Raw genomic sequence first — 13,299 nt, forward strand, 5'->3', positions numbered from 1 at the left:
ATGGGATTTCTTACTTCATTGTCTCTAACTTCCCTTGTGATTTTAGCAACTGTATTTCTGCTAATTTGTAGTCCAACAAAGCATTGGTATAATTATTTTTAGCATCCGATAAAGAGCGTTCTGCTTCCAATAAATCTGTAAGGGAAGCCAAACCTTGTTGGTAGTTGTTTTGAGTGTTGAGCAATACCTCTTCTGCAAGCTTTACATTCTCCTTTTGCGAATCAATAGTAAGAAGGTTATTAGTAAGTCTACTATGGGCATTCTCATAAGCCAAATCCATTGCCAAACGGGTGTCTTTAAGGGTCGCTTCAAGCGCTTGACTTTCTATCTGTGCTTGGTGTATCTTAGCACGTGTACCAAAACCCGAAAATATAGGTATATTCACTCCCAATGTAATAGCCGAATAGTCAGCTCCGTACACTTTATCTTTCTTGCCGTAAATAATCGGTGTTTTAGGTCCCATACTCAAATAACCATAAGTAGCCTGCAACGCTAATGATGGATAAAGTGCTGCACGTTGTACCTTGGTATTGAGGTCAAGAAGTTGCTTTTGTTTTTCGAGTACTTGTAGCTCTATACGAGTATTGCTATTACCTTTCTCAAAAGCCAAATCGTAATTGGCTTCAAAGCCTTCTTTAGGCAGAGTAATTGCTTCATTCATCGGCATACCTATCATATATTTGAGCGCGTTCTCCGAGAGTTGTACCCCATTAAGGGCTTGTTGGCGTGCCGATTTGAGATTATTTACAGCCACAGTAGTGCGGTCAACGTCTATTTTCTTTGACAACCCCGATTGGTTTAACCCTTTTACAACATTAGCCGTTTTCTCGGTAAGAGCCAAATTACTTTCTATATTTTCTAATGTTTGTCGGGTTTGGTATACTTGATAGTAGGCTTGTGCTACTTTCTCAATGATTTCATTCTCGGTAAGCTGTTGGTTAAGCATATAAAACTCACGTGTCGTACGAGCCGCTTTCAAGCCCATAAACACGGATTGATTAAACAACACTTGGGTAAGTTTTGCTTCAGCATTAGCCGACCATTTTTGCCCCATTTCCATCTTTATAGGCTCATTACTTGCGGGCATACCCGGGAAAGCAAATGTGCTACCATCAATATAAGTAGCTTGTAACTTAGGATTGTACACCATACCGCCCGAAGCCGAAATATTAGGCAGTGCGTTAGCGCGTACTTCTTGTATTTTGTATTCGCTTTTGGTTACTTCCAATCGCGCTTTCTCAGCGTCGGCTTTATTTTCTAAAGCATAACGAATAGCGTCTTTTAAAGTCAATTCTTTTTGTTGTGCAAAGCTCATAAAACTGAGGAACAACAAAGCACTCGTAATGATTTTTTTCATAATAATTGTATTGCCTATTAATAGGCTTATTTATATATTGTCCTTTTAATTCTGTTATAACTTCTTTTTACTTTATTTATTCAGATACCCTTCTCTCGCTGACCTTACTTTTTCACCTCTGATGATTGGTATTATTGGCATTTTTAGTATTATAATATTAAATTAACCTTTTACCTTTTATCTTTTACCTCCTTAAGCACTCGTTCTAATTCTTTAAGTCCTTTTTCATTGACAAGTATCCTAAAAAAGTACTCTAAAATAGTATAGATAGTTTCCCAGAAGGGAAATTCTCTTTCAGGAAAAGTGCGGGTTATAGAACGAAGACGTTGTACACTAGTATAAAAAATCTTACAAAAGTCTACATTGATATCTTTTCTAAAAAGGCCTTCTTGCCAACCTTTTTCTAAGAGTTTATCTATAAAAAGTCCATCAGTTTTAGCGAACTCACTTTCCATACGTTCGTATGTTTTAGGATAGTATTTTTGTAACTCCCAAATAGGGCGGTCACTATTGATGTTGAAAACTTCCTGAACCTTTTTTTGGTTGCGGTATACATTTTCTATCACTGAACCTTCTCCTTGTACAAAAGTATCTGCATTTTTACAACTCATCTCTAAAGCGTAATCTAATGTAGCTTCTACCAAGTCGCTTTTAGAGGGAAAATACTCATAAAGTGTCTTTTTAGACATCCCCATTTTGTTAGCCAAATCATCCATAGTAAAGGTTTTAAACCCATACTGCATAAAGTCGTTTAAGGCACGTTTTACAATATCTTCTTTCATCTCTCTCATCTTTAAATTCGGGGGCAAAGGTATAACAAAAAAACTTAATAAACAAAAAAAGTTTCCATTATTACGTCTTACCTCTTACTTCTTATCTGTTTAAAGACTCAAGAAAGTAAAGCCTACTCCCACAATAGTTTGTTTGTAATTGTAATCGATAAGAGAATCACCATAACCGTGAGAGGCTTGCAATAAAATACGCAGGTCGCGACTCAGCGGATATATCCAGTTCAGCTCTACGTGTGCGCGATTATGTTTAAAATTTAAATTATTCCTCACTCGCAAATTAAAAACATTTTTACGGAAGGGGTAAGCAATGCTCAATTCACAACGTCCTATATAATTCTCAATATCGGGATTGTCATCTTCTCTTGCCTTTTCTGAGAAACGCCACCAAAAACGGCTGATAATCATTAAATCATTCCATTGGAAAATACCTAATAAAATAATTCTGTTCCAACTGCGGGAATGTGCCGCTTCTTTACCATTAGATTGGTGGTTTACGGATAGTCCTGCCATTTTCACTTTAAAATTCCCCACCGAGAGGTTCAGCGGGTAAGTAAATATCAATTCAGGTTCGTAATTCAGTTCCCTAAACGGACGTGAAAGCTCACCGTTGTACATCTGCCAATACGATTGCTGAGTAAAAGCTACCCACACATCACCCTTCCCAAAAGCATCTTGCATAATCTTAGCTTTTAAGCTCACTTGAAATTTTACCTCTACGTGCTGGTAGTCGCGCCATTCGGGTATAGGTCGGTCGGGGTTCAAACTTATAGGTTGTTCCGTAGGTTTATCCGTAAAACGGAAAGGCATTACGTACATAGGTAAGTAATCCACAAATTTAAAAGTACCCCGCTGGTCTTCTCGGTCAAGCTCCCATAGCTTAGAAATAGCCCTCTCTAACTGGGCTCTTCTATCGGCTTTTATTCCTGTCTTAGGAAGTTCCTGCAATGTGTCATTCTCCACCTCCTGAGGAAAAATAGGTGTCGCAATAGCCAAGAGCATTATAAATAAAGTGTATTTCATCATTTTGTTTTTTGCGGGTGCAAAAGTACAGCAAATAAACTTTATAAACAAAAAAAGTTTCCTACATTTTAATATGAGGAAACTTTTTCTATTCTGATACTTTATGTATATCAATACTTCTTCTTACTCAAACTCCGATGTAAAGTGTAATTTTAAGTTCGGATATTTTTGTTTTACCATCTCAATAGAGAAAGCTGAGTCGGCTAAGAAGACTAATTGATTCTGCTTATCGCGTGCTAAGAACTTCTGTTTTACGCGTAAGAAATCAAGATACTCAGCATCTTTGGGGTTTTCAGGCGTCTCTACCCAACAAGCTTTATAAATAGGGAAGTTTTCATAACTACACTTTGCTCCATACTCGTGTTCTAATCGATACTGAATTACCTCGTATTGGAGTGCTCCTACCGTCCCAATTACTTTGCGACCGTTGAAGTCTAACTTAAAGAGCTGTGCCACCCCTTCGTCCATTAGCTGGTCGATACCTTTTTCTAATTGTTTAGATTTCAGTGGGTCAGCATTGTTAATGTAGCGGAAGTGCTCAGGAGAGAAGCTCGGTATCCCCTTAAAGTGCAATACTTCACCTTCGGTGAGTGTATCGCCTATCTTAAAGTTCCCCGTATCGTGCAATCCTACAATATCCCCCGCATACGAGATATCCACTACTTCTTTCTTTTCGGCAAAGAAAGCATTCGGACTGGAGAACTTCAACTTCTTGCCCAAACGCGTATGCAAATAAGGTTTGTTACGCTCGAAAGTGCCCGAAACAATTTTCACAAACGCCAAACGGTCGCGGTGGTTAGGGTCCATATTTGCGTGAATCTTGAAGACGAAGCCCGAAAAAGTAGGTTCTTCAGGGTTTACGATGCGCTCTTCACTGGCTTTCGGGCGTGGCGAAGGAGCAATTTCCACAAAACAATCCAAGAGTTCTCTTACCCCAAAATTATTCAATGCCGAGCCAAAAAATACAGGTTGTTGGTCTCCTCTGAGGTAGGCTTCTCTATCAAATTTAGGATATACTTCATACACTAACTCCAAATCGGAACGGAGGTTCTCGGCAGATTGTTCGGATATAATCTTCTCTAATTCAGGATTGTTAATATCGTTGAAAGCAATAGTCTCCTCTATATTCTTACGGCTGTCGCCTGAAAAAAGGTTGATATTCTTCTCCCAGATGTTGTAAATCCCTTTGAAATCATATCCCATCCCTATGGGGAAACTCAGCGGAGTAACCTTTAAGCCCAACTTCTGTTCTACTTCGTCCAACAGGTCAAAGGCGTCTTTCCCTTCACGGTCTAACTTATTAATGAACACAATCATAGGAATATTGCGCATACGGCACACCTCAACGAGTTTTTCGGTTTGCTCTTCCACCCCTTTGGCAACGTCAATAACCACGATTACACTGTCCACAGCCGTAAGAGTGCGGAAGGTATCCTCGGCGAAATCCTTGTGCCCGGGAGTATCTAAGATGTTTATTTTATGCTCTTTGTAGTTAAAAGCCAGCACCGAAGTAGCTACCGAAATCCCACGTTGGCGTTCAATCTCCATAAAGTCGGAGGTAGCTCCTTTCTTTATTTTATTCGATTTCACCGCACCAGCTTCTTGGATAGCCCCCCCGAAGAGTAAGAGTTTTTCGGTAAGGGTTGTCTTTCCCGCGTCGGGGTGAGAGATGATGCCGAAGGTACGGCGTTTTTGTATTTCTTGTTGTAAAGACATAAAGTTAATTTGCTAATCTGCTAATTTTCCAATCTGCTAATTTGCTAATTTATTAATTAGTTTTTTTAAGGGTATAATTAGTAGCGTGTTCACTATCATTAATGCTGTTACCTTCTTGGTCGAACATTCTTCGTAAGTGCTTACATACGAACAACCATAAGTTGTAAACAACAGCGCTACCACAATGAATATTAATAAGATTCTTTTCATTCTTACTAATATTTTATCCAAAAATCGGGTGCAAAAGTAGTGAATAAACTCCAAAAAGAGACATAAATAAGTAAAAAATTCACTTTACCTTAATTTAATCCTCCTCTTAACCTCAACGTACCCCCACCCTTCCTTCGTTTATTCATTATCTGCCCGTGCAGTTCGCACCGTCATTTGTTCGTTCTTTCTCCATCTGCCCGTGCGGCTCGCACCGTCTTTTGTTCGTTCTTTGTTCGTTCTTTGTTCGTTCTTTGTTCGTTCTTTGTTCGTTCTTTGTTCGTTCTTTGTTTGTCTTTTGTTTATCTGCCCGTGCGGCTCGCACCGTCTTTTGTTCGTCTTTTGTTCGTCTTTTGTTCGTCTTTCCTATAAGCTTCTCCCAAATTAACCATTAATCATTAAACATTAATCATTAAACAATCAGTATTATTAGCATTTTTGGCATTGTGGTATTAAACTCATTTATCCATTTGATAATCAATAAATATATAAGAATATATACCCCTTATGCCAGCCTTTCAAATATAAATAAAATATAATTTTTTAGGACTTTATTTTTCTATGTTCAGTAAAATATATATCTTTGCCGTTTGAAGAGATAAAATAAGTAAATTATTTAATTAAAAAAATGCAAAACAAAGGACTTGTGAAACTATTTGCCATATTGTTTGGGCTAATATGTATTTATCAGCTTTCATTCACCTACGTGGCAGGTAGAGTAGAAGATGAAGCCAAAGCATTCGCTGAGGCAAAAGTGCCTAATACTCAAGCTGACTATATCGCTAAACGCGAAGCTATAGAAGCTAAGTATTTGGACGATAAAATGGGGCAAGATGTCTATAACCTCGGTTTTACAAAATTCACTTATGGTGAAGTAAAAGCTAAAGAATTGAACCGCGGTCTTGACCTTAAAGGCGGTATCAACGTGATTCTGCAAATTTCCGTAAAAGACATCTTGAGAGGTCTTGCTGACAACTCCAAAGACCCTATCTTTAACAAATCATTAGCCGAAGCCGATGAACAGCTCCGCAAAACCGACAAAACCTATTTGGATTTGTTCTTCGAGGCTTACGCTAAGAACGGAGGTAAATTAGCCTCCCCCGATGTGTTCGCTAATAAAACCCTCAGCGACCAAATCAACTTCCAAATGAGTGATAGTGAGGTGCGCCCTATCATCAGAAAACGCGTAGACGAGTCTATCGTATCTGCTTTCGAGGTATTGCGCAAACGTATCGATAAATTTGGCGTTTCTCAACCTAATATCCAGCGTCTTGGTAACTCAGGTCGTATCCTTGTAGAACTTCCTGGTGCCAAAGATATCACTCGTGTGCAATCTCTCTTGCAAAGTACCGCTCAGCTTGAATTTTGGGAAACTTATAAGAATACTGATGTTTTCCCTTATTTACAAGCCCTCAACGCGCAACTTAAATCTACTGCTAAAACTACAGATAAAGTAAAAGATACGCTCACAGCAGCTACTCAATCAGGTAGTAGTGCTATCGACTCTCTACTTACTGATGTAAAGAAGGATTCTGTTCCAACTCAACAAGGAAAAGGCAACCCTTTATTTGACCTTATCAAAGCTAATTCTTATGAAGGTTCTCCAGTACTTTTTACCGTAAGTTTAAAAGATACTGCTCAAGTAAATAGCTATATCAATTCTCCCGAAGCAAAACATTTGATTCCTGCTTCATTGCAGTATGTAAAATTCGCTTGGGGTAAACCTGATAAAAAGACCTCCCTTATCGAACTTTATGCCCTAAAAGGTAACCGCGATAACACCCCCCCTCTTACAGGTAACGTAGTAACCCAAGCCGAACAAACCTATGATGTTCGCAACCAGCCCGCCGTATCTATGCAAATGGACGGCAAAGGAGCACGCATTTGGGAAGCGCTTACTGGCAAAGCTTTTACTCAAAACACCAATATTGCTATCGTACTCGATAACATCGTATATTCAGCACCAGGAGTAACTACAGGTGCTATTTCAGGAGGTCGCTCTGAAATTACAGGGCATTTTACTTTAAATGAAGCTGTCGACCTTGCTAACGTGCTCCGTGCTGGTAAATTACCTGCAAGTGCTGATATCGTACAATCTGAAATCGTAGGACCTTCTTTGGGACAAGAAGCTATCGATAGCGGTATGAACTCTTTCCTTATCGCTACTATCTTCATCTTTGCGTGGATGATATTCTACTACGGTCGTGCGGGTATTTATGCCGACCTCGCTTTGGTATTCAATATACTCCTTATATTTGGAGTGTTAGCAAGTATAGAAGCTGTACTTACGCTCCCTGGCATTGCGGGTATCGTGCTTACCATTGGTATGGCAGTCGACTCGAACGTGCTGATATTCGAGCGGTCGAAAGAAGAGCTACGCAAAGGTAAGAACATCAATCAAGCAGTAGTTGATGGTTTCAAACACGCCCTATCGTCTATCTTAGACTCTAACATTACTACAGCACTTACTGCTCTTATCTTGTTGTTCTTTGGTAGTGGTCCTATCCAAGGTTTTGCAACTACCTTGCTTATCGGTATTGCGACTACTTTGTTTACCGCTATCTTCATCACTCGCTTGTTTATCGACTATAGCGTTGAGAAAAAACACACGCTTACTTTCACCACTCCTATTACTAAGAACTGGTTCAAAAATGTAGATCTCAACTTCATTGGCAAGCGCAAAATAGGATATGCTTTTTCTATTATCCTATCAATAATAGGTATCATTTCTCTCTCTACTCGTGGTCTCGACCAAGGTATCGATTTCGTAGGTGGTAGAACTTACCAAATTCGTTTTGAGCACGAAGTAAACCCTACCCAAGTAGCCGATGCGCTCAAACTTACTTTAGGAAATGTGGAAGTGAAGACTTTTGGTGCTCCTAACCAAGTTAAAATTTCTACCAAATACAAAGTACAAGAAGAAAGTACTGAAGTAGATAATGAAATACAAGAGCTCTTGTACAAAGGCTTACAGAAATTCTTACCTGAAGGTACTTCATTTGATAGTTTTGCTAAAGCTAGTTCTACTGATAAGATTGGTATTATGCAATCTATGAAAGTAGGACCTACTATTGCCGAGGATATTAAGAGCAGTGCATTCTGGTCAGTTATCGGTTCGCTTATTGTAATCGGTCTATATATCTTATTCCGTTTCCGAAGATGGCAGTTCTCTATGGGTGCGATTGTATCTTCAGCGCACGACGTGCTAATGGTACTCGGTATCTACTCGCTCACTTATAGCATTATGCCTTTCAATATGGAAATCGACCAAGCCTTTATCGCGGCTATCCTTACAGTAGTAGGTTACTCACTAAACGACACGGTGATTATCTACGACCGTATCAGGGAAGTAATGCGTGAGCCTCATTGGTCAAGAGAGAAAATCAATCACGCACTCAACACTACCCTTAGTCGTACTTTGAACACCTCATTCACTACTTTGGCAGTACTAGTTACTATCTTTATATTTGGTGGTGAAACCTTGCGTGGCTTTATGTTCGCAATGATTATTGGGGTACTCATCGGTACTTACTCTTCCATCTTCGTGGCAGCTCCTATCATTTACGACACTGTAAAAGACGAAGCTGACCATACTAAAGAGCAATCTAAAAAGTAACATTTAGTTATTGAGTATATAAAAGGGACTGTCCTAAAAAGGATAGTCCCTTTTTCTATGCTGGTGAAAAAAGTGAAAAACTGTTTGCAAATATCAATTATAAACCCTAACTTTGCCTTTCAAAAAACTAAGTAATATGAAAACATACGACATCGTTATCATCGGTTCAGGTCCTGGCGGTTATGTAGCTGCCATTCGTGCAGGTCAATTGGGCTTTAAAACTGCCCTTATTGAAAAATATAATACCTTAGGAGGCACTTGCCTTAATGTAGGCTGTATCCCTTCTAAAGCCTTACTCGACTCTTCTCACCATTACGAAAACGCCTCCAAACACCTCGAAGCCCACGGTATTGAAATCACAGGCAAAGTAAAGTTTAGCTTAGAGAAAATGATTGCTCGTAAAGCATCTGTGGTAGAGCAAACTTGCGCAGGAGTAAAATTCCTAATGGAGAAAAACAAAGTAGACGTTTTTACCGGGGTAGGGAGCTTTGTATCACCCACACAAATTAAGATTACTCCTAATAAAGGCAAAGCAGAGACCATAGAAGCCAAGCACACCATTATTGCTACCGGCTCTAAACCTGCCTCCTTACCTTTTATTACAGTCGATAAAGAACGTATTATTACTTCTACTGAAGCCCTCCAGCTAAAAGAAGTACCAGAACACCTCATCGTAATTGGTGGGGGCGTAATAGGCTTAGAATTGGGGCAAGTATACAGTCGCTTAGGAGCTAAAGTGTCGGTAGTAGAATACACCGATAGCATTATCCCTACGATGGATAGAGGCTTAGGGCGCGAACTCACCAAAGTACTCAAAAAACAAGGCTTTGCTTTCTATACAGGTCATCAGGTGAAAGAAGTAACTCGCAAGGGCAAAACGGTAACTGTAAAAGCTACTACCTCCAAAGGCGAAGAGCTTATCCTTAAAGGTGATTACTGCTTAGTAGCCGTAGGTCGTCGCCCTTATACCGAGGGTCTTAACCTCGAAGTAGCAGGTGTACAGAAAGACGAGCGCGGTAGGGTAATAGTAAACGACCACCTGCAAACCAATGTGCCTAACATCTATGCCATAGGTGATGTAGTACGCGGGGCTATGCTCGCCCATAAAGCCGAAGAAGAAGGCGTATTGGTAGTAGAACAACTCGCTGGACAAAAACCTCATATCGACTATAATCTTATCCCTGGTGTCGTTTACACTTGGCCCGAAGTAGCTTCAGTAGGCAAAAGTGAAGAGCAACTAAAAGCTGACGGCATAGCCTATAAAGTAGGGCAATTTGCTTTTCGTGCCTTAGGGCGCGCCCGTGCCAGTATGGATACCGACGGCTTTGTAAAGATTTTAGCTGACACCCAAACCGATGAAGTGCTCGGCGTACACATCATTGGAGCTCGTGCTGCCGATATGATAGCCGAAGCCGTTACCGCAATGGAGTTCCGTGCTAGTGCCGAAGATATCGCTCGCATCTGCCACGCTCACCCTACCTTTACCGAAGCAATAAAGGAAGCCGCTCTTGCTACCACCGAAAACCGCGCTATCCATAGTTAACTACCGATGCCTATACAGGTAATAAAGATTTAAGTCCCATAGAAGGATATACGTTGCAATTAATGATTAGTGGTAAATACAGTGATAAAAATAATTAAGAAAAAGTTTGTTTCTTTCAAAATAAATAGTAACTTTGCCTCAACTAATCAGTAGCATATAGATTTATAAAAGAAAGTATTTTAAAATCAAAGAGCTTAGCTCTTGCTATCAGAATTGTTAATTTTTATAAATATCAATCTGAAAATAAGAAAGAATTTGTGCTCTCTAAACAACTCTTGCGCAGTGGCACTTCAATAGGTGCAATGGTTCGTGAATCAGAACACGCCGAGAGTAAAGTAGATTTCGTTCATAAGTTATCTATTGCCCAAAAAGAAATAAATGAAACACTGTATTGGTTAGAATTACTATTCGAAACAAAATATATTACTCTAAAAGAGTACGAAAGTATTTCAGCCGATGCTGTAGAACTCATCAAACTGCTAAACAGTAGTATCAAAACAGCAAAAACTACAATTAACCATTAATCATTAATAATTAACCATTAATATTATGAGTAGATTTTCCGATACCCAAACCGCTTTTGCCCTCAAAAGCCAATCCGAACTCAACTGGGCTTACCGCCTTTTTAAACTTATTGGCAGTAATACCCTTACTCGTGTGGGCACTGCCCTTACCAACTTCTCCTTAAAACTGCGCCTACCCGTCGAAGGACTCATCAAGCGCACCGTCTTTAAGCAGTTCTGCGGAGGTATCTCCGAACAAGACTGCCTTCCCGTAATCCAAAAGATGCATCAAAAAGGAGTAGGCTCTGTGCTCGACTATTCCGTAGAAGGTAAAGAAGACGAATCCTCTATCGAAGCTACTTTCGAAAAAACAATGGAAACCATCGATTTTGGTAATCTCCATCGCAACGAAGGTATTCCTATTGTGGTATTTAAACCTACGGGATTTGGGCGTTTTGCCATCTTCCAAAAACTCACCGAGAAAAAAGCCCTTACCCCCGAAGAAGAAAAAGAATGGGAGCGCATCAAATCTCGTTTCGACGCAGCCTGCAAGCGCGCCTACGAGTATAAAATTCCTATTTTGGTAGACGCCGAAGAAAGCTGGATGCAAACTGCTGCCGATGACCTCGTAGAAGAGATGATGCAGAAGTACAACAAAGAAGAACCTATCGTATACAATACCTTGCAAATGTACCGCCACGACCGTTTGCCTTACCTAAAAGAACTTTATGAACGTGCCGTAGATAAAGGCTTCTACATAGGCGTAAAAATTGTACGAGGTGCCTATATGGAAAAAGAAAACGAACGCGCTGCTGAGCTAGGCTATCCCACTCCCATTTGCCCCAGCAAGCAAGCAACCGACGATAATTATAACGCTGTTGTGCGCTATATTATTGACCATATCGATAGGATTGCGCTCTTTGCAGGTACTCACAACGAAGAAAGTGCTGCCCTAGTAATGGATTTGATGCACAAAAAAGGCTTGCAACCTAACGACAAACGCGTGTGGATAGCACAACTCTACGGTATGAGCGACCATATCAGCTTCAATGCCTCTAAGGAAGGCTATAACGTAGCCAAGTATTTGCCTTTTGGTCCCGTGCGCGAAGTGATGCCTTACCTTATCCGCCGAGCCGAAGAAAATACATCAGTAGCAGGGCAAACAGGACGTGAACTCACTTTGCTAAAAGCAGAGAAAAAGCGCCGAAAAGAAACTGCTAATCAGTAAAAATAAGTTTTTATTATTCGTTGCAACTCTCGTTTTTGCACTTCTCGCAAAAACGAGAGTTCTTTTTATTCCCAATTACTACCCTCTTACCTTCGCTCATTGTTCGTCATTTCTCTATCTGCCCGTTCGAATCGCACCGTCTTTTCTTCGTCTTTTCTTCGTCTTTTGTTCGTCACTCTTTCATTTTTGTGTCGCTACATTCCCCCTTTGGAGGAAGCCAGCGAAAGCTGGGTATGTGTAAGGGGGAGGTTTTCTTCGTCTTTTCTTTATCTGCCCGTGTGGCTCGCACCGTCACTTGCCATTGATTTGGTATTTTTGGCATTATTAGCATTATTGGTATTAAATTAGTTGCTAATTCAAAAAAAAGTTGTACTTTTGCGTGATTTTCTATCTTAAAACAAAAAATATAAGAATGGCACGTTCCATCGATTCATTTAACAAACGAAGATTAATTACCTCCTATTTTTCGGTAATAGTGAGCATTACCTTAGTGCTCTTTCTTATGGGCTTTTTTAGTTTTTTAGTATTAAGTGCTAATAAATTAGCCAATTACTTCAAAGAGCAAGTAACCGTTACCGTCTTGATAAAGGACGACGCTAAAAATGCCGACATCGAACAGTTACAGAAAACTCTTTCGGTAGCGAGTTTTGTAAAGTCAGTGCGTTTCGTATCAAAAGAAGTTGCTGCCGAAAAGTTCAGTAAGGATATCGGCGAAGATTTTGTTACCTTCATCGGTACTAACCCTCTGCAAAACACCATCGATTTAAGCCTAAAAGCCGAATATGCCGAGCCCGATAAGATGCGCGAAATCAAACGTGAGTTAGAGCAAAACTCTTTTGTTACCGAAGTAGTGTACGACCAATCTTTGGTAGCTCTTATTCACGAAAATGTGAACAGAATAGGTATTGTTACATTAATTTTCAGCGCCCTATTCACTTTTGTATCTATCTTGCTTATCAATGCCTCTATTCGCCTCTCCATTTATTCCAAACGTTTTATTATCAAAACAATGCAATTAGTAGGGGCTACGCGCAGTTTCATACGCCGTCCGTTTTTATGGACAAATGTACGCTTGGGCATTCTCAGCGCTCTAATAGCCATAGTGCTTTTCTATCTATCGTTATTAGCTATTGTAAAATCATACCCTGAGTTTAATATCTTAATGGACACTGGTACTTTAAGCATTGTTTTTATAAGCATTATAACCATTGGGATACTCATCAGTTGGCTAAGCACCTATTTTGCTACACAACGTTTCCTAAACCTCAATACCAACGACCTTTATTATTAACCATTAATCATTAATAATTAATCACTG

The 13,299-nt window shown here is 39.8% G+C and carries 10 protein-coding genes; 5 read left to right on the forward strand and 5 right to left on the reverse strand.

Going from position 1 to position 13,299, the window contains the following annotated elements; translation table 11 throughout:
* Positions 1-10 precede the first annotated feature (10 nt).
* From HW279_RS10395 to HW279_RS10885, 5 genes are all read right to left on the reverse strand, one after another.
* Positions 11-1,357 (reverse strand): TolC family protein, encoded by a 1,347-nt coding sequence (locus HW279_RS10395; protein WP_178958937.1) that lies wholly within the window; start codon positions 1,355-1,357, stop codon positions 11-13.
* A gap of 170 nt (positions 1,358-1,527) precedes the next feature.
* The gene (locus HW279_RS10400; RefSeq protein ID WP_009417847.1) at positions 1,528-2,139 is read right to left on the reverse strand and encodes a TetR/AcrR family transcriptional regulator; all 612 of its coding nucleotides are present in this window, start codon (positions 2,137-2,139) and stop codon (positions 1,528-1,530) included.
* 99 nt (positions 2,140-2,238) lie between these two features.
* Positions 2,239-3,171 carry a phospholipase A gene (locus tag HW279_RS10405; RefSeq protein WP_178958938.1) on the reverse strand — a complete coding sequence of 311 codons (933 nt, stop codon included), beginning with the start codon at positions 3,169-3,171 and terminating at the stop codon, positions 2,239-2,241.
* A 120-nt stretch (positions 3,172-3,291) separates the two neighbouring features.
* Complete coding sequence (locus tag HW279_RS10410) at positions 3,292-4,884, reverse strand: peptide chain release factor 3 (RefSeq protein ID WP_178958939.1); 1,593 nt, start codon at positions 4,882-4,884, stop codon at positions 3,292-3,294.
* 355 nt (positions 4,885-5,239) lie between these two features.
* Positions 5,240-5,416 (reverse strand): hypothetical protein, encoded by a 177-nt coding sequence (locus HW279_RS10885; protein WP_218975869.1) that lies wholly within the window; start codon positions 5,414-5,416, stop codon positions 5,240-5,242.
* 303 nt (positions 5,417-5,719) lie between these two features.
* Here HW279_RS10885 and secDF point away from each other — a divergent pair, with 303 nt between their 5' ends.
* The 5 genes from secDF (at position 5,720) to HW279_RS10435 (ending at position 13,272) form a co-directional block, all read left to right on the forward strand.
* Positions 5,720-8,707 carry a protein translocase subunit SecDF gene (gene secDF, locus HW279_RS10415; protein ID WP_178958940.1) on the forward strand — a complete coding sequence of 996 codons (2,988 nt, stop codon included), beginning with the start codon at positions 5,720-5,722 and terminating at the stop codon, positions 8,705-8,707.
* 136 nt (positions 8,708-8,843) lie between these two features.
* Positions 8,844-10,250 carry a dihydrolipoyl dehydrogenase gene (gene lpdA / locus HW279_RS10420; RefSeq protein ID WP_178958941.1) on the forward strand — a complete coding sequence of 469 codons (1,407 nt, stop codon included), beginning with the start codon at positions 8,844-8,846 and terminating at the stop codon, positions 10,248-10,250.
* Positions 10,251-10,414: 164 nt separating this feature from the next.
* Positions 10,415-10,774, forward strand: coding sequence for a four helix bundle protein (locus tag HW279_RS10425; RefSeq protein WP_178959050.1), 360 nt, complete (start codon positions 10,415-10,417; stop codon positions 10,772-10,774).
* 25 nt (positions 10,775-10,799) lie between these two features.
* The gene (locus HW279_RS10430; protein WP_009410265.1) at positions 10,800-11,981 is read left to right on the forward strand and encodes a proline dehydrogenase family protein; all 1,182 of its coding nucleotides are present in this window, start codon (positions 10,800-10,802) and stop codon (positions 11,979-11,981) included.
* 412 nt (positions 11,982-12,393) lie between these two features.
* Positions 12,394-13,272: a cell division protein FtsX gene (locus tag HW279_RS10435; RefSeq protein ID WP_002672636.1), complete on the forward strand. Its 879-nt coding sequence runs from the start codon at positions 12,394-12,396 to the stop codon at positions 13,270-13,272.
* Positions 13,273-13,299 lie beyond the last annotated feature (27 nt).

The sequence above is a fragment of the Capnocytophaga sp. oral taxon 903 genome, from assembly GCF_013394785.1.
Lineage (GTDB): Bacteria > Bacteroidota > Bacteroidia > Flavobacteriales > Flavobacteriaceae > Capnocytophaga > Capnocytophaga ochracea.